This window comes from Litorimonas sp. WD9-15 (assembly GCF_050271975.1).
GTDB lineage: Bacteria > Pseudomonadota > Alphaproteobacteria > Caulobacterales > Maricaulaceae > Litorimonas.
This window is the reverse complement of the sequence record NZ_CP189850.1, coordinates 2060449-2084729: the sequence shown is the minus strand read 5'-3', so window position 1 is coordinate 2084729 and position 24281 is coordinate 2060449. Positions and strand designations below refer to the sequence as shown.

Annotated in this window: 23 protein-coding genes and 1 tRNA gene; 3 read left to right on the top strand and 21 right to left on the bottom strand. The window is 53.5% G+C overall.

Annotated elements, in window-relative coordinates; translation table 11 throughout:
* Positions 1 to 4: 4 nt before the first annotated feature.
* From ACP9M6_RS09750 to ACP9M6_RS09670, 17 genes are all read right to left on the bottom strand, one after another.
* On the bottom strand, positions 5 to 1078 hold the full coding sequence (locus tag ACP9M6_RS09750; RefSeq protein WP_427450640.1) for an alpha/beta hydrolase: 1074 nt from the start codon (positions 1076 to 1078) through the stop codon (positions 5 to 7).
* A complete protein-coding gene (locus ACP9M6_RS09745; protein WP_427450638.1) occupies positions 1075 to 1677 on the bottom strand; it encodes a glutathione S-transferase N-terminal domain-containing protein in 603 nt (200 codons plus the stop codon). The genes ACP9M6_RS09750 and ACP9M6_RS09745 overlap by 4 nt, the downstream gene beginning before the upstream one ends.
* 77 nt (positions 1678 to 1754) lie before the next feature.
* Complete coding sequence (locus ACP9M6_RS09740; protein WP_427450636.1) at positions 1755 to 4904, bottom strand: SdrD B-like domain-containing protein; 3150 nt, start codon at positions 4902 to 4904, stop codon at positions 1755 to 1757.
* Between the two features lie 62 nt (positions 4905 to 4966).
* Positions 4967 to 5392, bottom strand: a complete 426-nt coding sequence (locus ACP9M6_RS09735; RefSeq protein WP_427450634.1) for a hypothetical protein — start codon at positions 5390 to 5392, stop codon at positions 4967 to 4969.
* Between the two features lie 236 nt (positions 5393 to 5628).
* A complete protein-coding gene (locus ACP9M6_RS09730; RefSeq protein WP_427450632.1) occupies positions 5629 to 6930 on the bottom strand; it encodes a 2OG-Fe(II) oxygenase in 1302 nt (433 codons plus the stop codon).
* Between the two features lie 71 nt (positions 6931 to 7001).
* Complete coding sequence (gene guaA, locus ACP9M6_RS09725) at positions 7002 to 8573, bottom strand: glutamine-hydrolyzing GMP synthase (RefSeq protein WP_427450630.1); 1572 nt, start codon at positions 8571 to 8573, stop codon at positions 7002 to 7004.
* A complete protein-coding gene (locus ACP9M6_RS09720) occupies positions 8570 to 9853 on the bottom strand; it encodes an RsmB/NOP family class I SAM-dependent RNA methyltransferase (protein ID WP_427450628.1) in 1284 nt (427 codons plus the stop codon). The genes guaA and ACP9M6_RS09720 overlap by 4 nt, the downstream gene beginning before the upstream one ends.
* Before the next feature lies 1 nt (position 9854).
* Positions 9855 to 10268, bottom strand: coding sequence for an MAPEG family protein (locus tag ACP9M6_RS09715; protein ID WP_427450626.1), 414 nt, complete (start codon positions 10266 to 10268; stop codon positions 9855 to 9857).
* Positions 10269 to 10272: 4 nt separating this feature from the next.
* Complete coding sequence (gene guaB, locus ACP9M6_RS09710) at positions 10273 to 11727, bottom strand: IMP dehydrogenase (RefSeq protein WP_427450625.1); 1455 nt, start codon at positions 11725 to 11727, stop codon at positions 10273 to 10275.
* A 78-nt stretch (positions 11728 to 11805) separates the two neighbouring features.
* Positions 11806 to 12576, bottom strand: coding sequence for an RlmE family RNA methyltransferase (locus tag ACP9M6_RS09705; protein WP_427450623.1), 771 nt, complete (start codon positions 12574 to 12576; stop codon positions 11806 to 11808).
* Positions 12566 to 13717, bottom strand: a complete 1152-nt coding sequence (locus tag ACP9M6_RS09700) for a Ppx/GppA phosphatase family protein (protein WP_427450621.1) — start codon at positions 13715 to 13717, stop codon at positions 12566 to 12568. Before ACP9M6_RS09700 ends, ACP9M6_RS09705 begins: the two co-directional genes overlap by 11 nt.
* Positions 13718 to 13830: 113 nt before the next feature.
* Entirely contained in the window at positions 13831 to 15579 is a 1749-nt protein-coding gene (locus ACP9M6_RS09695) for a SulP family inorganic anion transporter (RefSeq protein ID WP_427450620.1), read from the bottom strand.
* A 7-nt stretch (positions 15580 to 15586) separates the two neighbouring features.
* Positions 15587 to 16036 carry a methyltransferase family protein gene (locus ACP9M6_RS09690; protein WP_427450618.1) on the bottom strand — a complete coding sequence of 150 codons (450 nt, stop codon included), beginning with the start codon at positions 16034 to 16036 and terminating at the stop codon, positions 15587 to 15589.
* Positions 16033 to 16473: a beta-lactamase hydrolase domain-containing protein gene (locus ACP9M6_RS09685; protein ID WP_427450617.1), complete on the bottom strand. Its 441-nt coding sequence runs from the start codon at positions 16471 to 16473 to the stop codon at positions 16033 to 16035. Before ACP9M6_RS09685 ends, ACP9M6_RS09690 begins: the two co-directional genes overlap by 4 nt.
* 1 nt (position 16474) lies before the next feature.
* On the bottom strand, positions 16475 to 18466 hold the full coding sequence (gene tkt / locus ACP9M6_RS09680; protein WP_427450615.1) for a transketolase: 1992 nt from the start codon (positions 18464 to 18466) through the stop codon (positions 16475 to 16477).
* Between the two features lie 161 nt (positions 18467 to 18627).
* Entirely contained in the window at positions 18628 to 20469 is a 1842-nt protein-coding gene (feoB, locus tag ACP9M6_RS09675) for a ferrous iron transporter B (protein WP_427450614.1), read from the bottom strand.
* Complete coding sequence (locus tag ACP9M6_RS09670) at positions 20466 to 20732, bottom strand: FeoA family protein (protein ID WP_427450613.1); 267 nt, start codon at positions 20730 to 20732, stop codon at positions 20466 to 20468. The genes feoB and ACP9M6_RS09670 overlap by 4 nt, the downstream gene beginning before the upstream one ends.
* 142 nt (positions 20733 to 20874) lie before the next feature.
* Between ACP9M6_RS09670 and ACP9M6_RS09665 the strand changes: the two genes are divergently transcribed.
* The 3 genes from ACP9M6_RS09665 to ACP9M6_RS09655 all read left to right on the top strand — a co-directional run bounded on the left by ACP9M6_RS09665 (position 20875) and on the right by ACP9M6_RS09655 (position 22246).
* Positions 20875 to 20950 (top strand) — tRNA-Phe (locus tag ACP9M6_RS09665).
* Positions 20951 to 21029: 79 nt separating this feature from the next.
* Complete coding sequence (locus ACP9M6_RS09660; protein WP_427450612.1) at positions 21030 to 21419, top strand: DM13 domain-containing protein; 390 nt, start codon at positions 21030 to 21032, stop codon at positions 21417 to 21419.
* Between the two features lie 23 nt (positions 21420 to 21442).
* Complete coding sequence (locus ACP9M6_RS09655; RefSeq protein ID WP_427450609.1) at positions 21443 to 22246, top strand: glycerophosphodiester phosphodiesterase; 804 nt, start codon at positions 21443 to 21445, stop codon at positions 22244 to 22246.
* Here ACP9M6_RS09655 and ACP9M6_RS09650 read toward each other — a convergent pair.
* From ACP9M6_RS09650 to infA, 4 genes are read right to left on the bottom strand one after another with little or no spacing between them, the layout of a single operon-like run.
* Entirely contained in the window at positions 22237 to 22434 is a 198-nt protein-coding gene (locus ACP9M6_RS09650; protein WP_427450607.1) for a DNA gyrase inhibitor YacG, read from the bottom strand. The two genes, ACP9M6_RS09655 and ACP9M6_RS09650, sit on opposite strands and share 10 nt — an antisense overlap.
* Positions 22431 to 23444, bottom strand: coding sequence for a ribonuclease E/G (locus ACP9M6_RS09645; RefSeq protein ID WP_427450605.1), 1014 nt, complete (start codon positions 23442 to 23444; stop codon positions 22431 to 22433). Before ACP9M6_RS09645 ends, ACP9M6_RS09650 begins: the two co-directional genes overlap by 4 nt.
* A complete protein-coding gene (locus tag ACP9M6_RS09640; protein ID WP_427450604.1) occupies positions 23441 to 24007 on the bottom strand; it encodes a Maf family protein in 567 nt (188 codons plus the stop codon). Before ACP9M6_RS09640 ends, ACP9M6_RS09645 begins: the two co-directional genes overlap by 4 nt.
* A 10-nt stretch (positions 24008 to 24017) precedes the next feature.
* Positions 24018 to 24236, bottom strand: coding sequence for a translation initiation factor IF-1 (infA, locus tag ACP9M6_RS09635; RefSeq protein ID WP_189499413.1), 219 nt, complete (start codon positions 24234 to 24236; stop codon positions 24018 to 24020).
* Positions 24237 to 24281: the final 45 nt, after the last annotated feature.

Here is a 24281-nt window from a genome sequence, read left to right as displayed (position 1 = left end):
CCGTTCAGTTTTGAATGCGGCCCAGCACGCCGTCCAAAGCGTCAAAAATCTCTTCAAGAACAGCATCGCTTTCCTGCGGGAGGCAATGTCCTGTTCCCGCGATTGGCAATGATTGGCAATTCGGCATACGGGTGTTGCAGATGAGTTTATTCTCATCTGTGTCGACAAAATTATCCAACTCCGCGTGGATCATCGTTACAGGCAGCCCAATTGACTCCGGATATCCGGCGTCGCGCACATATAGACTGCTCTCATAAAATTCTCCGCCCCAATTGAAGGTCACATCACCGACACGCTGTTCCGGCTTCCGTGTGAATATCGCGTCGCGAAGCGGGAGACGTTTTGGGTTTGATGAACAATGTTCGATACCGGCCTGTAATAGGTTCTGCTCGTTATAAGGCGTCCAATTTGATCCACCTGGGAGATAACGCGTATCTTTCCCAAGTTTCCGACCCCACGTCAGAAGCTTTGCAGCCTCTTCAAATGTCATGTCACCCGCCTTAGGTTTCAGTGCAGGCGCCAGAAGCAAGAGCCCGTCAGCTGTCTCAGGGTGATCGCCCGCCATACGCGCCGCAACATGCCCACCAAAGGACATGCCCATGACGATGACAGGGCGGTTTTCCGGCAGGTTTCGGGATTGAATAAAGTCTGACAACTCATTGGAATAGCGTGAGAAATCGTCAATCAACAATTTTTCCGGTTGCCCGACGCGGGGACGCTCTGACCCACCCTGCCCGCGTAAATCAAATCCGAGAACATGATACCCGCGCGCCGCCAAATCGCGCACATGTTCCCCGTACATATCCAATGTCGCCGTATATCCCGGCACGATAACGACCGTCGCCTTTGCGGCATCCGCATTTCCGGTCTGCCCCCACCGCATACGAATACCGTCATCACCGACGAAGGCGCTCCACTGCCAATCAGACGGCATCTCAGGAACGACAAAGGCATCCACTTGCTTCTGGTAAGCTGCACTGACCTGATAGGCCTGATAGCGGGACTCCGGCCAGACGAAGAAGGCCAACACACATAGCGCCAGCAGGCCAAATATAACGAATAACGCGCGCTTGATCATAAGGCTGCTCCATAGGCGTATGTGTCTTGGTAGGCCGGGTCAGCTTCGAATGTCGCATGCCAATCCGCAAGTCTCGGCGCAATCTCTCGCCAGCCAATATGCGCGGCACGATAATCCGCATAATCCAAGGCGCAGATTATGGCCAAATTTCCATAGGTCCACGGCCCGCGAAGCCATTCGCAAATACGGTCCAGTGTCATAACGCTATTGCGGATAGACGCTTCATGGCGCGCAATCATTTCGTCCCAGTGAAGCTCCACGGGTCGGACCGTCTCATATCGGTAGCTATAAATAGCATCAGATAGGCCGTCGCCCAAAGCGTGCTGCCAGAGCTGCAAGACACGGGGGTGACCCTCATTCGGCAGAAGCGGAATATCGCGTTGCGCATCCAGATATTCGCAAATAACCGGGCTATCGAAAAGGAACTGCCCTGGCTTCCATTCCAATGACGGAATTTTTCCGAGCGGATTATCACCCGCCTTATACCCATTTGCCCCGTCTTTTTCCGGCTGAACTTCGTCCAACTCTATCCCGGAAATCCGGGCGAGGATCATGATCTTGCGAGCATAGGGCGAATTGGGGTGACAGATCAATTTCATACCCGCCGCATAGAGCAGGTTCACACAAAAAAAAGGCGGACCGTTGGAAATCCAACAGCCCGCCAAGGTGGTGTGTTCTATAAGTCCCAGGGGGTGGGTGTGTCCTCGATGACAACTGTCCCCGTTCTGAATTTTGGTTTCTTGGGATCAATTTCCAGCTCGTAATCGACATCGACATCGCTCACCCGGCGGATGATGACATTCTCCCGCGCCATGAGATCATCTTCAATCTGAAGCTCTACGGTGAAAGCTTCACTCGCCACGATTTTCGAGGCTTTGGACGGCATGACGTGAACTTTATACTGTCCCTGCGGCAGATCATCGAAAGCATATTGTCCAAAACTCGTCGTGATGACCGTCTCTGTGATGTCGCCTGTTTCATCTTCAAGACGCAATTTTGCACCCTCAATCCGCGACTCGCCGCGATCATAGACACCGTTGCGATTATCATCTTCGAAGGCAAAGCCGCGAATCTGACCGCGTTGGACTATCGGAAGTGGGATATCGGTGACCTGACCCTCTGAAATCGTGACACGCGTCTGGATATCTTCCGATAAATCATAACCAATGGGCAGGCTGCCCGCATCAATCTGCACTTCGTAGAGGCCTTCTTTCACGTTTTGAATTGTGAAGAAGCCGTCTGCCCCGGATCTCAACGCGAGAGCCGTGCCCTTCACGCGTACGATGGTGCGTGGAATGCCCGGTTCGCTCGGCTGACGGATGCCGTCGCGGTTACGATCGAGGAAGACCTGTCCTTTTAGGATACCGCGCCCATCTTCGGTCTTCTTTATCGCACGTTTGGCGTTGAAGTTAAAATTACCGGAGAGTTGCAAACCAAGGCGGTGTTCACCGCGCAGGTCATTCCGGTAAGCCAAACCGAGAGACATATTCTTACCAATCGGCAATTTCCGCGCAGCAGACACTGTCAGGAATTTATTGCTTTGGGCGCTACCGCGTGTCGATACGCTTTGCAGAATACCAAATGACGCGGTGACGCGGTTCTTCCGTCCAAAGACTTCGCCGGAATTAAGCGATGCATTCACACCAAATCGGCCTCGTAAATTCGACCCATCCCAAATCCCCGTCGCCGAAGGACCCACACTCAATGTCGACGCTTTTGGGAGGTCGAAGTTAAATGCCGTACGGTTCACATTCAGAACCGCGCTTTCGCGCGTCGGCGCATCGGATTGTTCAAACCGGTTATATTGCGCCCGGATCGTGTAATCATTGAATTGCTTATAGGCCTGCGCAGAGATGGAATTTCCCGTCGTGGTTTCAGACCCGACGTCGCGAACATCGCGAGTTGTTTCAAACACGCTACCATTCACGCTGACATTAACGCCCGTCTCGCCCAAAGATGTACTCGCACCGGCGGAGACAGCCGTTTGGTCAGCCGTTGTAATCCCCGATTTCAGAAAACCTGTTTTCGTCTGACGCACCGAAACCGAAGCCGCAGTATTGTTCAAAAACCCCGTTTCGCCGCGTGCAAAGAACCGTGCAGAGGCACTGACAGAGACTTGGTCAGACCCACGACGACGAATATCGGGCGGTGTTTCAAAATCTTCGAACTCTGCGTCAGGATCAAGGATTTCCGCAATTGCGCGGTCCTGCTGTTCCTGCTGTAGGGATGTTCCAAGGAATTCTGCACCGGAATAAGCAATACGAGAGTCGACTGAAAAGGACTCACTCAGTTGGTAGCGACCATCCGCATTCAGACGGAGGTCAACCGTACTTTCACGCAAATCACCATCAAAAACACCTAAAGCACCGCCCGCATTCCATTGAAACTTATCATCTTTCTGACGGCCCAGCTTACCGGAAATCGCTTCCAGCACGACGCGTTGATCTGACGATAGCTCATTCCGCGTCGCGGCAAGGCCAGCCTCCCAACCATCCCGATCTGCATAACGCAAACCGGCGGCAAAGCCGCCAAATTCGTTGCGTGTCTGATCGGATGAAATGCGTTCCACTCCGGTTTGAGGGGCCCCGGCCGCAAAGGACCATCGTCCATTCTCCGTTTCTTTCTGTGCGGCAACTCCCACAATGCGGCGGGTTCCCACTGCGTCCAATTCCCTAAACCGCGCAGAATAATCACCGATAGACCCCGTTGCGCCGCTCGTATGGGCGAGATCGACGGAGAGCCAGCTGGGGCGCAACTCGTCCTCATTCGATGGTAGGTCCGGAAGTTCCAACCTTAAGCGTCCATTCACACGTCCGGCATGGGCATCAAACTGCACCCGCGCGCCCGTATCGGGTGAGATTTGGAATTGCAGGGACTCCGGTGTGAAGGGCGTGTCTTTGGTCAGGTCATCCACGGACGCCATTGGTGCAATAGCCCCCGTCAGACGTTCATCCAGATCGACATTGATCCGGTCGGTACCCGCTTCCGCCTCAATAATGGTGCCTGTGAGGGCTTCGACGGCAGAAACAGGCAGGAGGAGGTTGATCTGATCAATATAGGCGATGTCCTTTGACAGACCGACGGGTGTGCCGTTGACGCTAACCAATCCTGTCGAGAGATTGAGCGACATGGTTACACTGTCCTGAACACGACGGATTTCAATAACTGTGCCGCCCTCCGTCAAATTGATCGTATTCCCAAGGGATTCCGCAATAGGACGAATGGGTAGCAGGAGGACAGGTCCTACAGATTTAGGTTCAGGTTGAACCGCACCCAATGGAATACCTTCTACAAAAACATCAAAGCCCGTCGCGACACGTAAACGCGGATCGAGTTTGAATTTGAACTCGTTACTGTCGGCGTCGAACTGTCCAATCGTGCCCGCCAGAACGGCAATCGCATTCGGTGTGAGAATGAATTGCTCAGCCGTGACCTGACCGAAATGTTCAAGTTTCCCTAATGCCTTGCCATCCGCCTTGACGATGCCCGTCTCGGTGTAGAGTTCCATGACGACGCCGTCCTGGCTCCGGCGTACGATAAGGGCTTTGCTGACATCGTCATATTCGACGTCATTACCGTAATGGGCGAAAATCGGCATCGCATTGACATAGAGATTACCATCCGACGTCCGGTGGACTTCCGTACTCTCCAATGTCTCGCCGTCCAGTTTGACGATGATAGAGCTGTCGACTTCCGCAATCAGCGTCGTGTTAACCGTGGGCAGGCTTTCAGGCTTTTCCTCAATAGGGACGTCTTTCGTCGCCTGTGGGAGGGAGACTTCCGCGACTTTTGCATCTTCGGCATGGGCGACCCCGCCAAACCACATCAGGAGGCACAGGATAAGCCCCTGAATAACATGGTTTTTAGAATTATTGTATGAAGACCGCCCTAACACTCCGGCAGCTCCGTACGGGCGTGGCAGTCGGGCAATTGGCTGCAAGCGTCGACGCGCTTAACAGGAACTGGCGACCATCCACTCCGAACGGAGCTGTAGACGGAAAGTGTGGGTGGGGTGGACGCCAGGTCAAAGCGGAATTGCTGTCGCATTTCCATTTGGCGTGAACCCAAAGTGACGTCTTCGACGATAGGTCGGGACATCAGATTATTGAGCGGAGCATCGGCGATCAGCGGCAGAGCCCGTCGGCATTCGCCAACGATCCACCACGCCATGTCCTTGTTTGGCTCGATGTAGAGAGACGTATCGCCCTCCAGAATTTCGAGCATGACCGCGTGCTGCGCCTCGTTTTTCGAGGTCGCCGCTAGGGCAGAGTTCCATCCAAAGATGAGACCCAGCCAGGATATGAGTATTAGCACTCGCATCACAATCGGTCAGATATTACCATTCACACCATAAATCGCGGTCTTTGCCGCTTATTCGGAGAATATAGCGAAGGATGGTTTATGGGCGGTTTACCCTAAGGTAGTAAAATCATCTCGAAAGTCCACGATTCAAGCTCTAAAAGTTAACAAGCTGCAATTGACTCAACAATTTTATGAGCATTAAGCCCCGGAAGCCTATCGGAAAAAAGTATAAACGATTTTACGAAGGGCTAAGCAAATAGGCGTTTTAGTAGTCCTCTTGGCAAGGTCGTCATGCCTTCTATCAATATTATATTTCCCGCAATATTTCGTGCATCCTCGGCTATGCCGAGTTCGCTCGGAATAGCCGATTTTGCAAATTTAAGATCAATATTAACACAATCACCGTCCTGCAGAGAGATAGGTACAGCATATCTCTGCACATCAGGGTCGAGTTCAATAGTTTTCACAAACTCACCATTAATCAAGATATCAACGGATTGTTTATCAATAAAATCAATTGAATAGAACTGAAACCTAATCTCATTTACGGGAGTCGTCGCCATGACTCTCAAAGAAACATCCTTTGATACGATGCCGTCGGCATGAAAGCCTTTTACAGGCCCAATCTGACGAAAACCGCCTCCAATTGGGGCGCGGAGAAGCTCTTTCATCTGATCAAGCTCCCGCCTGATCTCGTCTATATTCCCGTTCAACGCTTTTTCTTTTTGATAGAGGTTATACACCATCGTGCGAGCGCGCTCTGCGGCATCGCGATATTCATCTTTCGCAACCTTTGTTTTCAGTCCCAACTCACTCGATTGCGGAAATTCAGGGACATAAAATGTGCCGTGGCTTGGTACAACCTCCTCAGCAGGTCGCTCTTTGGTATACATATAGATTGCAAAGCTCTTGCGCGTTACACCCTCTGGAATTTTATCAGACACAGGCTTAAATCCATGCCAAGAAATCTCATTAGTTTCAAAGAGTACCATCCGGTTCTTCTTGGGTACAACAGTCAGAATTTCATCCGTATCAGGTTTCCAAGGGTTTGAGTGTAATTCTAAATTTCCGCCCCAGTCTTCCTGCCAGTCTTCGTTCAAATATATGATTGCATTAATACGACGATGAACTTGCCCGACCTCTGGAATATCCAAGAGATTAAAATCGACATGAGGGTTCATTCCCTGCCCAGCAAGGTTGTTATGTGTTCCACCACCATAATAACCAGGATCATAAAGAAGGCCTTTAATACCTGTAAGATCTTCCATGATCTTAATAAACGACTCTGATCCGATATAATTATCCAGACGCGCGTAAAATTCACTAATCTCGGAAACACAGCTGACAACGTGTTTTTTGCTGGCCTGACCATGTTCATTTATCATTGTGGATGGGTCAGGCTTCGGGAAATCAGCGAGCAGCCCCTCGACAACTTCATCCGTGAAGAAACCGTCCAGCACGAGATGTTTGAATGGCGACGCACTCACGAAACTATCGCGGAATCCATCTATACCAGACAACACTTTTGAAGAGAGAAAATTTTTGTTCATGACTTATAATCCAACCCTATATCCGAATTCTGAATAGAAGGCCGACGAAAGAAATCAACAGGCGAAATGACCTATTCCCACTCAATGGTTCCCGGTGGCTTGGACGTTACATCATAGACCACACGGTTTACGCCGCGGACTTCATTGATAATCCGTGTCGCCGTTTCCCCGAGGAATTCATGCGAGTAAGGATAATAGTCTGCGGTCATGCCATCTGTAGACGTTACAGCCCGTAATGCGAGGACGAAGTCATAGGTGCGACTGTCGCCCATGACGCCCACAGTTTGCACAGGTAAAAGCACCGCGAAAGCCTGCCATATCTCATTGTAAAGACCATGTTTTCTAATCTGGTCAAGATAGACCGCGTCGGCTTCGCGCAAGATGTCCAGACGCGCTTTCGTAATCTCGCCGGGGCAGCGAATGGCGAGACCCGGTCCCGGAAACGGGTGCCTTTCGACGAAATCGGCATGCAGACCCAGCTCACGCCCTAGCGCCCTGACCTCGTCCTTGAACAATTCCCGCAATGGCTCAACAAGTTCCATATCCATCCGCTCGGGCAAACCGCCGACATTGTGATGGGATTTGATGGTGACAGACGGCCCACCGTCAAAACTCACAGACTCGATTACATCAGGATAAAGCGTGCCCTGTGCGAGGAATTTTGCGCCGCCAATGGCTTTGGCCTCGCGTTCAAAAATATCGATAAAGGTCCCACCGATGATCTTACGCTTACGTTCCGGATCGCTGACACCGTTCAACAAACTCAGGAACTCATCGCCTGCATCCACGTGAATGAGCTTGATTTGGTAGTGGTCGCGGAAGAGCTTTGTGACCTGCTCGCTCTCACCTTTGCGCATCATGCCCGTATCGACGTAGACACAGGTCAGTTGGTCTCCAATGGCTTCATGGATCAGCACGGCCGCCACAGAGCTGTCTACGCCGCCTGAGAGGCCGCATATGACCTTTCCGTCACCGACTTGATCCTGAATGGCTTTGATCATCTCGTCCTTGAAGGACGCCATGCTCCAATCGCCCTTAAACCCAGCGATTGTGTGAGTGAAGTTGCGGAGCATGGTTGCGCCGTTGGGTGTGTGAACAACTTCCGGATGAAATTGAACACCGTAATATTTGCGCGTTTCATCCGCAATGGCCGCATAAGGCGCATTTGGTGAAATACCAATGATTTCAAACCCTTCGGGCAAGGCGCTAACGCGATCCCCGTGACTCATCCAGACTTCTTCGCGGTCTGACAAGCCGTTGAAAAGTGGGCTGGAACCGGACGTATCGACAAAAGCGCGGCCAAATTCCTGCTCGTCCGACGTTTCTACCGCCCCGCCAAGCTGCGCGCACATGGTCTGCTGCCCGTAACAGATGCCGAGGACGGGCACACCTTGTGACCAAACGGCATCATCCGCGCGAGGGGTACCCGTCCCCACGACCGAATTAGGTCCACCCGAAAGGATGATCGCTTTGGGGTCGAAGGTTTTGATGAAATCCGCATCTACTTTATTGAAGGGATGCACTTCCGAATAAACACCACTTTCGCGCACACGACGCGCGATCAGCTTCGTCACCTGCGACCCAAAATCGACAATCAGCAGCTTTTCATGTGCGTTTACAATGTCTTCGTGCGTATCGTTCAAGTCGTTCTCTCCATCACGGCAAAGAAAAAGCCGTCTGTATTCGTGGAAGCGGGGGTGAGCGTCAGGGTGCAGCCATCCGCCGACCAAGGCTTTGGCACGTCGACGCCGAAACGGTCTTCCCAGACTTCGCCCGCAGATAGTAAAGCAAATTCAGGCGCCCGGTCGAGGAAGGAATATACCTGATGTTCATTTTCCGCAGCGAGCATGGAGCAGGTCACATAGAACAGGTACCCGCCCGGTTTCACAAAATCCTTGGCATTATCCAGAACCTTCTTCTGCTCCGCGACGCGCTTGACAAGGGAGTCCTCGGATAGACGCCATTTCGCATCGGGTTTGCGCCGCCATGTGCCAACGCCCGTACAAGGGGCATCGACAAGGACGCGGTCCATATTGCCGCGCAGATTGTTGAGGCTCTTTTCCGGTGGCTGGACGACTTTGATGATGGACGCCCCAGCCCGCGCGGAGCGGTCATAGGTCGGTGCGAGGCGGCGCTTGTCAATATCGAAGGCGTAGACCGCGCCCTCATTTTCCATATCTGCGGCCATGGCGAGCGATTTACCGCCACCGCCCGCGCAATAGTCCAGCACCTGTTCTCCGGCTTTGGCCGCGACGAGCAGGCTGACGATTTGCGACCCCTCATCTTGAATATCGAATTTACCCGTCATGAAGTCGGGATCGGATTGAACGTTTGGATGACGGCCCTGCCCTGCGACGGGGGCGAGACGTAGTCCTATGGGGGAAATCTCAGTCGGGGTTGCGTCTTTGACATCAACGCTGTCCCGCGTGGCTTTGATCGCATTGACGCGAATATCAAGGGGTGGGCGGTTTGTCAGGGCCGCGCCTTCGACAATCGCTTCTTCATCGAAATTCGTCTCGAAGGCGGGCCAAATCCATTCGGGCACATCCGCCCTGACCCATTCGGGCGCGGTATCGAGTTCGATTTGCCCGCGAAGTTTGGCGATTTGGTCTTCCGTCAGCGGCGCACCGAAATGCTGATCGCCCTCAGTTTGCTCTAAAATTTCCTCAACAGTAATACCGCCGGAGAAAACCGCCGCACCGAGCGCTAAGGCTCTGGGGCTGTTATCATTCATCCGATAACCAATTGAAGACTTCCGACGCAACGCGTCATGGACAAAATTACCGATCGCAGAACGGTCTTTAGACCCTGCAAACCGATGGGACTTGCCCCAATCCCGCAGCGCCATAGCAGCGGGCGTCCGGCGCTCGAGAATATCCTCGAGGACTTCCGCCGCAGCCTGTATTCGTCCACCTAATCTCATCTTAGAATACTCTCAAGCAGATCATGACGAACATAATCAGCAGCACATTGCAGCTAAGAACAAAGCTGCCGAAGCGCCACGGGAAAATAATATTGGGTCCACAATGGATTATGGCGTGAAAAATACGTAGGCCGACATAAATCCAGGCAAGAACGGTTAGAACGACCCAACTAATACCACTCATGAAACAGAAGAGGCAAAGAGCATAGAATAAGACAGGAATCTCGAATTGGTTCTTGAGATTATCTGACGCATTCACCGCGCGGGTCGGGAAGCCGTTTTTTCGGATTTCGGCCATGCCACCCTCAGCTCTGAAGGCCGACACACGACAATAAGCCAAACGAAGTAAAACGATGAAAGTCAGCCCGATTTGCACAAAAAACGGCAAAATCATGGGGTGTTGAAGATCGATCATCTATCTAACTCGGCATCGAGTAGTTTGGCGCTTCGCGCGCGATATGCACATCATGGACATGGCTTTCGCGAAGACCCGCACCGGTAATTTTCACAAATTCCGCATTTTTGTGGAGGTCGGCAATCGTCTTCGAGCCCGTATACCCCATCGTTGCGCGTATCCCGCCGAGCAATTGATGGAGGATTGGACCGACTGGACCTTTATAAGCAATACGACCCTCAATTCCTTCGGGGACAAGTTTCATGGAATCGACTTCCTTCTGGAAATAACGATCCGCAGACCCTCGCGCCATGGCAGAGACGGACCCCATTCCACGATAGGATTTGTAGCTACGGCCTTGATACAGAAAAACTTCGCCCGGTGTTTCTTCCGCACCCGCGAGGAGCGATCCGACCATGGCGCATTCCGCACCTGCCGCCAGAGCCTTCGCCATATCGCCGGAATATTTGATGCCGCCATCCGCAATGACCGGCACACCGGCTTTCTGAGCCACTTTACAAGCATCCATGATGGCCGTGAGCTGGGGCACCCCAACACCCGCGACGATGCGCGTTGTACAGATAGAACCGGGTCCAATGCCGACCTTTATGGCGTCAGCGCCAGCATCAATGAGCGCTTTTGCCGCCGCTTCCGTCGCAATATTGCCCGCGATGATTTGAGCGTCAGGATAATTCTTTTTGAGGCGTTTGACCTGCTCAATAACTTTGATGGAATGGCCATGCGCCGTGTCGATAACAACCGCATCCGCGCCCGCAGAAATCAGGGCAATCGCGCGGTCATAGCCCGCATCCCCGACAGTCGAGGCCGCCGCAACGCGTAAACGTCCCTTCTCATCCTTACAGGCATTCGGGAAACTTTCGGCCTTATCCATATCCTTAACGGTGATCAGGCCGACGCAACGATAATCATCATCGACGACAATTAAGCGTTCAATCCGGTGTTTATGAAGCAGCGCGCGGGCCTCTGCTTCTGTCGCGCCCTCTTTGACCGTGACGAGGTCGCGCGTCATCAGGGCGGAGACTTTTTCTTCGGGGTCATCCGCAAATCGCACATCGCGGTTTGTGACGATCCCGACGAGTTTCCCGTCTGTCTCTACGACCGGAATACCGGAAATATTATGATGACGGCCCAACGCACCGAGTTCCGCGCGCGTAGCATCCGGTCCAATTGTGATCGGATTGACGACCATGCCGGATTCGTAACGCTTTACCTTGCGCACTTCTTCGGCCTGTTCCTCAATCGAAAGGTTCCGGTGGATCACGCCGATACCACCCGTTTGCGCCATCGCAATGGCGAGATTGGCTTCCGTCACTGTATCCATCGCCGCACTCACGAGCGGCACATTGATTGTAATTCCGCGTGTCAGTCGCGTTTTCAACGACGCCTCAGCGGGTAGAATGTCGGATGCCTTGGGCTGCAAAAGGACATCGTCAAAGGTCAAGCCTTCCCGAATCTCCATGGAAATCTCCATCTCTTTTGCAAGCGGGAGCTATCAGGATTGAACGGGCGGCGCAAAGGGATTCCTGCGCCTGAACAGCTATTCTTCCCGACCCTGCAAATTCAGGGCGACGAGGTAGATTTCCGGGCTGCCTTTTCGCGAACTTTCGGGTTTGGCGTGTTGCACTTTCTGGAAATTCCGCTTGAGGCGGTCCAATAGCTTTTTCTCAGCCCCGCCCTGAAACACCTTCGTCACGAAATGCCCGCCGGGTCGCAGAGTCTGCATAGCGAATTCTGCCGCAGCCTCGACTAGCGCAACCGTCTTTAAATGATCCGTCTGCCGATGCCCCGTCGTATTCGCGGCCAAATCCGACATGACGAGATCGGGTTCCGCGCCCAGCAGGGCTTTGATACGGTCCGGCGCGGTCTCATCCATAAAGTCCAGCTCGATCAAATCCGCGCCCGGTATTGGATCGACGGGCAGAATATCAATCCCGACCACGCGGTCCGCCCCGCGCTTTAAGGCTATCTGGACCCAGCCCCCCGGTGCACAGCCGAGATCGACGACGAGCGAGCCCTGTTTGATGAGGCCGAATTTATCGTCCAATTCTTCAATTTTGAAAGCCGCGCGGGAGCGATAACCTTTTTCCTTAGCCTTGCGGACGTAAGGGTCATTGATCTGACGCTCGATCCAGAGCTTTGACGATATCTTTCGACCCGCCGCCGTTTTGACCTTTTTATGCAACATCCGTGTCGCATTATCTTCTTCGGATTTAGGCGTCACGCGACCGCGTTTCGTGCCTTCGGTCTTGGACCCGCTCATCTGGCGGCGCGGTGGACGGGATCGATGGGAAGGAGGTTTACGCGCCATTGGACGGCTCCGTAGGTAGAGTGGCAGTTGCCACTTTTTGTGGCTTTTGCCCTTTGCGCATTAGGCCGATTAGCATGCCTTCGCGCAGACCCCGATCGGCCACACGGATCATCTTAGACGGCCACATTTCGCACAACACATCTATGATAGCACACCCTGCCACGAGGAGATGGGCGCGGTCCTCACCAATACAGGGTTCTTTCGCGCGTTCGGCCGGTGTGCGCGACCCCATATCGCGCGCGACGGCCACGGCATCGGCGGAGCGGAACCAGAGTCCGTCAACTTTGGCGCGTTGATAATAAGGGAGTTTGAGATGAATACCCGCCAGTGACGTAATCGTCCCCGACGTCCCGATCATATGGCCCCGCCCCTGTTGGAAAACATTCGTAAAGCGCGTCTCGCAGCCCTGCTCTTTAATGGTCTTGCGTACGAAATCGCACATCTCCTGATACCAGACGGTCTTATCATCATGCTCGGGGACTTGTTCGGTCAGTGTGACAACACCGATGGGCAGAGACGCCCACGCGCTGATCGGTGGACGGTGTAAGCGATGTTCCGCCGTTTCGTCGCGCAATTTGCGGACATCCACCCAAGACAGTTCCGTTGACCCACCACCAATATCGACGACGAGCGACACGTCCTTCGTCGTATCAACGAGATTGAGACAGCCCATAACGGCAAGGCGTGATTCCACGCGGGGACTGATGACTTCCAACGCAATCCCCGTTTCCGCCTTAACACGGGCGAGGAATTCTTCGCCATTGCTCGCCTTGCGGCAGGCTTCCGTCGCGACGCAGCGCCAGCGTTTGACACGGCGGGATTTCATCTTTGACGCACAGATACGCATAGCTTCCACGGCTGCGTCCATGCTTTCCTGGCTGAGGCGTCCCGTGCTGGCGAGGCCCTGTCCTAAACGGACGACTTTGGAATAGCTGTCGACGATGCGGAAACTCTCGCCCGCATCGCGCGCGATAAGGAGGCGACAATTATTCGTGCCCAAATCAATGGCGGCATAGGTGGGTGAATGGGTGTGGCGCGAGGCACCGCCCCCGCCTCTCCCGCGTTTATGTCTTGCCCGTCTCCGTGAACTGCGACCGGATGGTGCAGCCTCATCGGAGCCGGACGGATTTAGGTCCGGCATGGTCGTCTCTCTTCATGGCCAAGGGGCGCGGGGATCGCGCTCTCGCAGGGCTTCGTCCCCTCCGTCGTAAGCTAAAAAGATGAACGTCGTAAAGGACTTAATACCTTTTTCGTTCAGCCATGAATATCCATGTGGTCCGAGAACTGACTCCAATCCGGTTCGGGTTGCAGCGCCGTCATCGCATCATGCTGCGAGAGGAAGACGCTGCCCGTGAGATTTTCGAGGAAGTCTGAGCGGTACATGCGCTCTCGCACGGGGCCCTGCATAGAGGAAATGTGGAGTTTTATATCGAGCGTTTTAAGGCGGCGGTTTATTTCATGCAGGCTGGACAGCGCGCTCGCATCTATGTGACTGACACCTGTGCACATGAGGACGAGGTCCGTCATCTCTGCGTTTTCAGACACGACGGTCGCAACACGGTCCTCCAGCACCCGCGCATTGGCATAATAGAGACCTTCGTCAATCCGCAGCGTTTTGACGAAATCATTGGTTTCGACATTATATTTCGTAGCATCGCGATAATGTTCCGTGCCCGGGAAATGCCCAACGAGCGGGATGCGAGGATTGAGGCTCATCCGGATGTGCAGTATCATAGCGAGGATGACTCCTGCTAACACACCCCACTGAACACCCAGAAAGAGGACCGCGAGAAATGTTGCCAGGGCCGTAATCCCGTCGGCGCGGGAGTAGGTCCAGGTCCGCCAGATCGACCCAAAGTCCAAGAGGTTTAAACAAGCGACAATAATCAAGGCTGCGAGGACAGAGAGTGGCAGAGCCTGCAAAACCGGCGTGAGGAATAAAGCCGTCAGCGCCATGAATATGGCCACGAGAAGCCCGACCATCGGTGTCTTGCCCCCTGCCGAGAAGTTCACAGCAGACCGCGACATCGACCCGTTAAGGGGATAGCCCGCCGTCAAGCCCGCCACGGCATTCGCCGCGCCAATGCCAAGTAATTCGCGGTTCGCATCAACCCGTCCCCGTTTACGTGATGCCAGCTCCTGCGCCGTGGACGTGCTGTCCACAAAGGCCACGATAGCAATCACGATGGCAGGGATGAGCAGATCCTCATAGGCTCCGCGCGAGAGATTAGGAAACTCTAGCGGAGGTAATCCGGCGGGCACATCCCCGACTATCGCGAGGCCATAACGTCCACCAAAATCCGCCAAGGCACTGACTATAACAAATATCGCGATGATTAGGATCGGGGCCATGCGCCCTATCAGCTTCGCCGTTTTTGCGCGCAAACCTGATTTCACCAAAAGAAAGGGGACCAATTTTCTGACTGAGACGAAAGCCATAATCGCCAGAAAGCCCGTTAAGACAGCCAAGCCCTTTGCGACACCAATCTGACTGATCAGGTCATTTACCATGCCGGATGCCGTTTGCGAGTTCACGGACACCCCAAGAATATGTTTGGTCTGACTAAAGATTATCAGCAGAGCCGCGCCCGTGATATAGGCGGACACTACGGGGCGGCTGACGAAATTCATGATGAACCCGGCTTTGAGCAACCCGGCAATCATAAGAATTCCGCCCGTCAGGAGCGCCAATGCCCCAGCGCTGACGATGCGTGTGCCTTCGGGCAATGCGGCAATACAGGCCGCCGTCATGAGAGAGATCACGGCGGTTGGGCCAACGTTCAGGTAATTTGATGACCCCAGTAAGGCGTAAGCGACGAGCGGGAAAATCGACGCATAAATCCCGACCTGCGGCGGCAACCCCGCAAGGAGCGCATAGGCCAGACATTGCGGCACAAGCAGGATCGTCACAACAATCGCGGCCAGAAGATCATCCGTGAATATCCCGCGCCCATAGCCGGAGAGCCAGCTATATTGATTGGATATCAATCCTTTGACGCTCATTCTTCAATCAAATCCACTTCCGGACTCTTTGCGTGTAGGTTGTCCAATCCTCACCAAAGTTAGACTCCATCGCCGCTTCCTCTGCTGCAATCTGTACCATATCAAAATAGATGAGGCACGCCATTACGACTGCCACCCCCATCCAGTTCCCGACATAGGTAAAGCCGGACCAGAGAAACAGGACCATCGCCAAATACATTGGGTTACGCGTAAAACGATAAGGCCCGGATGTGACCAATGACGTCGCCCGTTCAGGACGCAGAGGATTGACCGTCGTCTGGTGTTTTCGAAAAGCCTGTCCCGACCAAACCAGAAGCCCTGCCCCGATTGTAAAGAATATCGATGCCGCCAACCCGCCGCCCAAACTTGCACTACGAAATTGTGGGAGCAGCAAGTTAAGCCCGTAAATGGCCAGCAGGCCAAGTAATGTGATGACAGGGGGCGGAAGCCGCCTCACGACTCACCGTCTTTGGCGTTTAATTCCGCCAGATATTGCGTCAGTGGATGTCTGATCTGCTCCAAATCAAAACCGATTTCTTTGATCGCGTCCAATACGCCGTCCACACCAAGCTTATCAACATGCGCGAAACCCCAGAGCGCGGAAGACCGCATACCACTCGCGCAGAATGCAACGATGGGACGCGGCATCGTTTTAAAGGCGGTGACACTTGCCTGGATCATACCCGGGGAGATGCCACCCGACATGGGGATGTGATAATAATCAATACCAAGTTCCAGAGCGGTCGACTCCAGGTCAACTGCACTTGGCTGGAGCGGCGCTTCCATATCTGGACGATTATTTATGAACCCCATGACGCCCTGCTCGGCCAAAGCCTGCATTTGGGCCGCGAGAAGCTGACCCGTTACAAAGACATCGCCGGGAAGTTCACGCATTTTAATCTACCTTTGTTTTTGCCATCTCAACAATCGCGTCTGCCGTGATGCCGAAATGATGAAACAATTTCGCACCGGGCGCGGATGCCCCGAACCCGTCCATGCCGATAAAGCCGCCTTCGCGACCAATCAAACCGTCCCAGCCTTGGCGAATACCCGCCTCAATCGCGATCTTTGGTAAGTCTTTGCCGAGAACCGAGCGGATATAGTTTTCATCTTGCTCGAGGAAGATGTCGAGACAGGGGATAGAGACAACGCGCGCCGAAATATCATCCGCTTCCAAACGATCCGCCGCTTCGACGGCGAGATGGACTTCCGACCCCGTCGCGAGAAGGACAATATCATCCGCACCCTTACCCGGACGCAGGACATATCCACCCCGCTCCGACATATTCTTTGCCGCACTATCTCGTACTGCCGGAAGGTTCTGACGGGTTAGCGCCATGACGGCGGGGGCGCCATTCTTTTGCACCGCGATTTCGTAACATTCTGCAACTTCGACAGCATCCGCTGGGCGATAGGTATAACAATTTGGAATAGCGCGGAGCGAGGCCAAATGCTCGACCGGTTGATGGGTCGGACCGTCTTCGCCGACACCGATAGAATCATGCGTCGCTACATAAATCGTCTGCACACCCATCAAAGCTGCCAAGCGAACCGACGGACGACAATAATCCATAAAGACCATAAACAGGCCAGAATAAGGAATAACCCCGCCATGCAGCGCCATACCGTTCATACAGGCGGCCATACCATGTTCGCGGATGCCGTAATTGACATAACGTCCCGCATAAGATCCCGCTTGAATTTCATCTGATGTTGAAGGTGTCTTCGTCTTATTCGACCCTTCCAAATCAGCAGAACCTGAGATCATATCCGTGAGCGCTTCCGTAAGGGGGGTAAGTGCATTTTTAGATGAAACACGGGTCGCCAGTGTCGGCTGTTCTTTCGCAACCTCATCCTTATACGCCTGCATGACATCCAACCAGCCCGCATTCAACTCGCCGGACATCGCGCGTGTAAAATCTTCGCCCTTTGCGTTTGCGGCGACACGTTTTGCCCACGCCGCATGCGCGTCCGCGCCCGCTTTGCCGGGCTTTGCCCAATCCTCATAAACGGATTGCGGGATTTCAAATGGACCGTGATGCCAGCTACGGGCTGTGCGGGTTCCCGCAATTTCGTCATCACCCAATGGCGAACCATGGGCTTTGTTCAATCCGGCTTTGGTCGGTGCGCCTTTACCGATGGTTGTCTTACACGCAATCATGGTCGGCTTGTCTGACTTTTTCGCTTGGCGAAGCGCGTCAGCGACCTGGTCACGGTCATGTCCGTCAACAGCAATCGTGTTCCAGTTACAGGCTTTGAAACGCGCGATCTGGTCCGTCGAACTCGAAAGAGAAACCGGACCGTCAATCGTAATATTATTATCATCCCAGAGAACGATGAGGCGGTTAAGGCCCAGATGCCCTGCGAGACCAATCGCTTCCTGACTGATGCCTTCCATCAGGCATCCGTCGCCTGCGATGGCATAAGTATAATGGTCGACAAGTTCATCACCAAATTTTGCGTTCAGGTGGCGCTCGGCCAGTGCAAAACCGACGGCGTTGGCGATACCCTGCCCCAATGGACCTGTTGTCGTTTCTACGCCGGGAACGTGACCATATTCAGGATGGCCCGCAGTGATGGAACCAAGTTGACGGAAATTTTTAATCTGCTCCATCGTCATCGCTTCATAGCCCGTAAGATGAAGAATGCTGTAGATCAGCATAGAGCCGTGTCCGGCGGAAAGTATGAAGCGATCCCTATCCGCCCAATCCGGCGCTTTCGGATCAAATTTCAGGAATTGTGAAAACAGGACCGTTGCCGCGTCCGCCATTCCCATCGGCATGCCGGGATGTCCGGAATTTGCTTTTTGTACGGCGTCCATAGAGAGCGCGGCAATCGCATTCGCCATATCGCGATGTTGGTTGGCGGAGAAAGTGTGATCAGTCATGCAATTACCCGGTCATGTGCGTGTCAGTGACGATAAGGATGCATGATGATTCGTACATCCGAGAAGACGTTACTACCCTGTCATATGAACGCGGGTAGCTCCAGAAACATGGCGTCGATAATCTGAAATGACAACGTTGTCAAAGACTGTCTGTCCACAGGTTAAAGGCCGAACGCTGTGGTCGAATGAAAGGTCACCCCTGCAGCAACATAGGCTAGCACAAAGAGATAGCCAAAAGCGAAGAGCGGCCATTTCCAGCTATTGGTTTCCTTCTTAATGATGGCGAAGGTCGAGAGACATTGCGGCGCAAAGATAAACCAGGCAAGGAAAGCCAAAGCTGTCGGCAGGCTCCATTGCGAAGAAATGAGAGTGCTAAGCTTTGCATCTGCGTCTTCCTCTGCAATCGAATAGATTGTGGCCAGTGAACTGACGGCCACTTCCCGCGCCGCCATAGCGGGAATAAGGGAAATTGCGATTTCTAAGTTAAATCCGATCGGGCGCAGGACAGGTTCGATCACCCCACCAATTTTCCCCGCCCAAGTCCCGCCAATCCCGTTCAGTTTCGTCGGAAACGTCGCCAGCACCCAAATGATAACGGATGCCGGAAGGATGATGCGGCCTGCACGGCTGACGAAAATCATGCCGCGGTCATAAAGACCAACGACATAGTCTTTGAAAACAGGTGTTTTATATGATGGCAATTCAATCAGCAGACCGGAAGCCTCTCCGCGCGTCAGGGTGCGTTTGAAAATTGCTGCCATAATGAGCGCGAAAATAACGCCGATCAAAACGAGACCGAAAGCGACCAGCCCTTGTTGGGAAAACGGCCCGACTTTGGCTTGGGGAATAAAGGCGCCAATAATCAGGAAGTAAACGGGCCAGCGCGCGGCGCAAGTCATCAGCGGTGCGATCATAATCGTGGTCAGGCGATCGCGTTCATTCTCAATCGTCCGCGCCGACATCACCCCCGGAATAGCGCAAGCAAAACTGGACAGCAGAGGGATAAATGCGCGACCGTTCAAGCCGACTTTCGCCATAAGCGAGTCAACGAGAAATGCCGCACGCGCCATGTAGCCTGACGCTTCCAAGAGTAAAATAAACGCAAAGAGAATGATGATCTGGGGGAGGAACACGAGCACGGCCCCGACACCCGCAATCATGCCGTCGACGACGAGAGACGTTATCAAACCTTCCGGCAAAATCGCTGCCGCGCCCTGTTGCAACAGGCCTATACCCGTCTCAATCAAATCCATCGCGGGACCGGACCATGTGTAAACGGCCTGAAACATGACAAATAGAATGCCGAAAAGGATCACGAGCCCCAAAATAGGGTGTAGGACAAATTTATCGATGCGTTGGGAGTAAGTCTCCGTCCGCTCAACCCGTGTGACGGCATTTCGCGTAATAGAGCGGGCTTTAGCCTGTAAGTCCTTCAGAACATCGCCCTCTAATTCAGGTTTTGCAGCAGACCCAAACAAGACGTCGCCGCCCCAGTCCTCCAAATGGTCTAGTAGCATAGCCCGACCTGAGGCCCGGACCGCCACGCAAGAAATAACAGGAATTCCGAGCTCGCGTTCTAACGCAGGCAGATCAATCGTAATCCCGTCCCGCGCTGCCATATCCATCATATTGAGGACGAGAACGATCGGCAGCCCGTAATTCTTGGCTTGAAGAACATTGTGAAGATGCGTGTTAATATGGCTCGCATCCATCATGAAGATCAGGCCATCCGGCGCACGTTCACCTTCCAAATTTCCGCGCACGGCATCAATCGCGACGCGCTCATCCATACTATGCCCGCAATTACCATAGACGCCAGGAAGGTCGAGTAGTTCCACGGCCTGCCCCGAGGGCAGCTCAAAATCACCCTTGCGATACTCCACCGTCACGCCGGGATAATTGGCGACCTTTGCCTTGCCGCCTGTCAACGCGTTAAAGAGCGAAGATTTCCCGCAATTGGGGGCCCCAAGGAGGGCGAGTCGGAGGTTTGAGGTCCCGCTCATTCTGCGGCTCCAATCTCATCACGTCTCACCAATACGGCTTTCGCGTCTTGTTTCCGAATAGCAATCTGCGCACCGTTCAGACGCACGGACATAGGATTTCTGCCAAAAAGGCCAAAATGCAAGGGCGTGACATTGTCGCCTTCCGCAAAGCCGATCTCGCGCAACCGCGTGGTCAGGTCGCCCTCTTCCGCGCTAAACCCAATGATAAGGGCGGATTCGTTTTTCTTGAGGTCTGTCAGCCTGAGATTTTCAATCGGTTCCATTCTCGCCACATAGTGCGAATGGTTCGCAAAAGCAAAGCATAATGGTGCAAGATACAGCGCTTTCAAAACAAGATGATTTTCCTGCCAAAAGCCTGTGGACAGGACCCAACCTCGCGACTATACACCCGCCACACTCAAGAGTGCCCGAATAGCTCAGTTGGTAGAGCAACGGATTGAAAATCCGTGTGTCCCTGGTTCAAATCCAGGTTCGGGCACCATTTCTCCCTCCCCTCTAGAACCAGCGCTCATAACGCCCTTGTGACTGGCGCGATGGCGGCAGTTTTGTATTGTGCGGATATGAAAAAGACAGCCCTTATTACCATCGCCCTCCTTCTAACGTCTCCGGCACTCGCTCAAGACTCAGCTGATCGGACTTTTGTTCAGAAGCGTTATAAAATCGAAGGCACGGCGAAGATCGAAAACGTTGACGGCGAAACGCATCTGGTTTTGTCAGAGGATTTTAAAACCAAGAACGGGCCGGATCTCAAAGTTTACCTGACCAAGAAACCTATAGAATCTCTCACTGGGCAAGATGTTAAAAATGATGCGACGAAGATTGGTGTGTTGAAATCCAATAAAGGCGCACAGTCCTATATTTTGCCGGCCGACCTCGATCTTGCGGATTATGAGAGCGTTGTCATTCACTGCGAAGCCTTCACCGTCCTTTGGGGCGGATTTGACCTCTAGGTCGAATGACTTAAACGGGTTGCATGGCTGACCTCTCCCAATTGATTTCCCACCGCTTCCGCGGTTTTTCCGAACACGAAAATACAATCGCCGGTCTGAACGCAGCCCTCAATTGGGGCGTCGCGCAGGTCGAGTTTGATGTACGGGTCACGCGGTGCGGGACGCCCCTGATCTATCACGATGAAGCCGCGCCGGATGGCAAAGGCCGGATGCGCAAGATTTGCGATATCATGGCGAGTGACCGCCGGAACCTTGCCGGAAAATTCGCGCATATGCCATCGGTGGATGCGCTCTTCAAAGTCGCCTCAAAACACCCAAACAAAGCCGCCCTCCTCGTCGATATGAAGGATGCGGGATTCGAGGATATGTTGGTGGCGTTGGCTAAAGCCCACCGCCTGACGGACCGGATCATCTGGGTCAGTTGGTTACCGGAAACACTTTATGCCGTGAAAGATTTACTTCCAGATGCGGAAATTTGCTTATCCCACTGGTGCAAGTCACCGGACGCTCCGACACGACAGATCCACAAGGTTTTTGAAGCCGAGGCAAGACACATTGCCCGCCCTTACCGCACAATTGTTCACGGCGAACGCTCCGGTTGGTTTGTCGACGGACCTCTACGCGGCGATATGCGGGACTTGGTGTCGAGCGTTTGCGTGCCAGCGAATATGGTCACGCTTGAACTCATTGAGGATTATCACCGTGACGGCATTGCGGTTTCCACATTTTCATATGTTACGCGCGACACATTGGAAGCTGCGGAATCAGAATTTGGCATTGACGACTTCTTTATCGACGCGAAGGTCGTGTTCGACAGTTATTCGTGATCATTGGCTGGACGGTAGGGATCCGATTCTTCCGGATTTTCATGTGCGCTGGGCGCGGGCTCGAGTGTCGGAATCGCATAGCCGCCCGTCAACCACTGCCCCAAGTCAAGATCGGCGCAGCGCTTTGAGCAGAACGGTTTGAATGCCTCGACGGCCTGTTTCTTTTTGCAATAGGTACACGGCTTCATCTGTCAGCTTTCACATCGACGGCCTCACCGACACTGACATTATAACGCGCGCCCATCCGGTCAGTCAGGTCAGCTTTCCAGTCAAATGGAGCATCCTTCAGCCAGTCGGATATGTCCTGCGTCACAATTAATTCCAGTTTCGCGCCGGGAGAGACTTTCGCCTCCCGAGTCAGTCGACGTAAGGCCCGCAAAGACCGCGTCGCAATCGTCGGTTCACCCCATTTGTCATTCAAGGTCTCATCCAACGAGATATCCGGTTTCGCGCGGGTCATCTCAATCACACCAAAGCGAGAAAGCGTATTGAATTTTGTCATGGCGGGATCGGCTTCGAACGCGTCTTCCAGTGTCCGCTCTAACGTTTTGCGTTGTTTGGGCTGACGCAAATTCGGGAAATCAATGACGACCAAACCGCCCAAACCCCGAAGACGCAGCTGATGTGCGATCATTTTCGCGGCTTCATTCGCGGCCGCAGCAGCGGATTCGGATGCGCCCTTGTCCACATCAATCGCGATCAAGGCTTGGGTCTGTTCCATCATGATGGACCCGCCACCCGGCAGCCCGATATGTGCTTCGCAGACTTCGTCCATGGCATTCACGGAAGCATCGTCTTTTGTCAGATTAGGAAATTTTTCGAGTAATCGCTCGTGTAAGCTCAGGCGTTTTACTAGACCGACTTTACTGTCCGACTCAGCAATAAAACGGACAGTTGCGCCCTTGCCCGCAACCTGTGACCGAAGCACTTTAACTTCGACCGTTTGCCCCTCCGTCAACCGGGGCATGTCACGTTGTGCGGCAAATGGCAGGAGCGCAGGCGCGCAGGCGCTGCCTATGTCCACCCAAGCCCCGGCCACAGACGGATCGACTGTTTTGACTTGCGCGATATAGGTATCGCCCGCCCTCGGCGATGTGGTCCAGACGCGGTCGACATACAATTCGACAAGACGACGGCCCTCATATACAGCGGCGCGGGTTTCACCGATGGCCTGTTCAATCACAACACGACGTTTCATGCGCAAGCTGCCATTAAAAGATTTCGAGTTTCATAGACGGGTAAACCGACAACGCCCGTGAAAGAGCCAGATAGGTTTATGATATAAGCGCCCGCGAGACCTTGGATACCGTAGCCACCCGCTTTGCCGTCCCATTCACCACTATCGAGATATTCGGTCATCTCAGACTCGCTTAGACGTTTCATTTTAAGGCGGGTTTCGGACACGCGGGAGCGCAAACAACCTTCAGAATCAATGACCGCCACACCGGTGAAAACACGGTGGCTGCGTCCGGAGAGTAATTTCAGACACTCTTCAGCTGTTTGACGATCTTCAGATTTCGGAAGGATACGACGCCCCACACCCACGACCGTATCAGACGCCAGAACGACCTGCCCTGCATGATCAGAGGCTACTTTCTGCGCCTTTTCACAAGCTAAACGCAGGGCATGCCCACGCGGCAACTCACCTTCGATGGGATCTTCGTTGATGTCGGCGGGAATAATTTGTGAAGGTTTAAGCCCGATTTGCGCGAGCAGGTCGCGGCGGCGCGGGCTGGCACTGGCCAGGATGAAAGGTTTCATCCCGGAGGCGTTATTTGAAGCGATAGGTAATCCGACCCTTGGTCAGATCATAAGGTGTCATCTCGACCGTGACACGATCACCCGCGAGGACGCGAATACGGTTTTTCCGCATACGACCAGCGGTGTGAGCAATGATCTCGTGATCGTTCACGAGCTTTACGCGGAATGTTGCATTTGGCAGAAGTTCAACGACTTCGCCTTCAAATTCCAAGAGTTCTTCTTTAGCCAAAATTTTTCCTTCGGATGGCGTTACTGTTGAGCGGTATATAGGCGG

Coding starts and splice junctions, on each gene's coding strand:
- ACP9M6_RS09750 (WP_427450640.1), bottom strand. CDS start 1,078: ATGATCAAGCGCGCGTTATTCGTTATATTTGGCCTGCTGGCGCTATGT.
- ACP9M6_RS09745 (WP_427450638.1), bottom strand. CDS start 1,677: ATGAAATTGATCTGTCACCCCAATTCGCCCTATGCTCGCAAGATCATG.
- ACP9M6_RS09740 (WP_427450636.1), bottom strand. CDS start 4,904: ATGTGGTTTGGCGGGGTCGCCCATGCCGAAGATGCAAAAGTCGCGGAA.
- ACP9M6_RS09730 (WP_427450632.1), bottom strand. CDS start 6,930: ATGAACAAAAATTTTCTCTCTTCAAAAGTGTTGTCTGGTATAGATGGA.
- ACP9M6_RS09720 (WP_427450628.1), bottom strand. CDS start 9,853: ATGAGATTAGGTGGACGAATACAGGCTGCGGCGGAAGTCCTCGAGGAT.
- ACP9M6_RS09715 (WP_427450626.1), bottom strand. CDS start 10,268: ATGATCGATCTTCAACACCCCATGATTTTGCCGTTTTTTGTGCAAATC.
- guaB (WP_427450625.1), bottom strand. CDS start 11,727: ATGGAGATTCGGGAAGGCTTGACCTTTGACGATGTCCTTTTGCAGCCC.
- ACP9M6_RS09705 (WP_427450623.1), bottom strand. CDS start 12,576: ATGGCGCGTAAACCTCCTTCCCATCGATCCCGTCCACCGCGCCGCCAG.
- ACP9M6_RS09700 (WP_427450621.1), bottom strand. CDS start 13,717: ATGCCGGACCTAAATCCGTCCGGCTCCGATGAGGCTGCACCATCCGGT.
- ACP9M6_RS09695 (WP_427450620.1), bottom strand. CDS start 15,579: ATGAGCGTCAAAGGATTGATATCCAATCAATATAGCTGGCTCTCCGGC.
- ACP9M6_RS09685 (WP_427450617.1), bottom strand. CDS start 16,473: ATGCGTGAACTTCCCGGCGATGTCTTTGTAACGGGTCAGCTTCTCGCG.
- tkt (WP_427450615.1), bottom strand. CDS start 18,466: ATGACTGATCACACTTTCTCCGCCAACCAACATCGCGATATGGCGAAT.
- feoB (WP_427450614.1), bottom strand. CDS start 20,469: ATGAGCGGGACCTCAAACCTCCGACTCGCCCTCCTTGGGGCCCCCAAT.
- ACP9M6_RS09670 (WP_427450613.1), bottom strand. CDS start 20,732: ATGGAACCGATTGAAAATCTCAGGCTGACAGACCTCAAGAAAAACGAA.
- ACP9M6_RS09660 (WP_427450612.1), top strand. CDS start 21,030: ATGAAAAAGACAGCCCTTATTACCATCGCCCTCCTTCTAACGTCTCCG.
- ACP9M6_RS09655 (WP_427450609.1), top strand. CDS start 21,443: ATGGCTGACCTCTCCCAATTGATTTCCCACCGCTTCCGCGGTTTTTCC.
- ACP9M6_RS09650 (WP_427450607.1), bottom strand. CDS start 22,434: ATGAAGCCGTGTACCTATTGCAAAAAGAAACAGGCCGTCGAGGCATTC.
- ACP9M6_RS09645 (WP_427450605.1), bottom strand. CDS start 23,444: ATGAAACGTCGTGTTGTGATTGAACAGGCCATCGGTGAAACCCGCGCC.
- ACP9M6_RS09640 (WP_427450604.1), bottom strand. CDS start 24,007: ATGAAACCTTTCATCCTGGCCAGTGCCAGCCCGCGCCGCCGCGACCTG.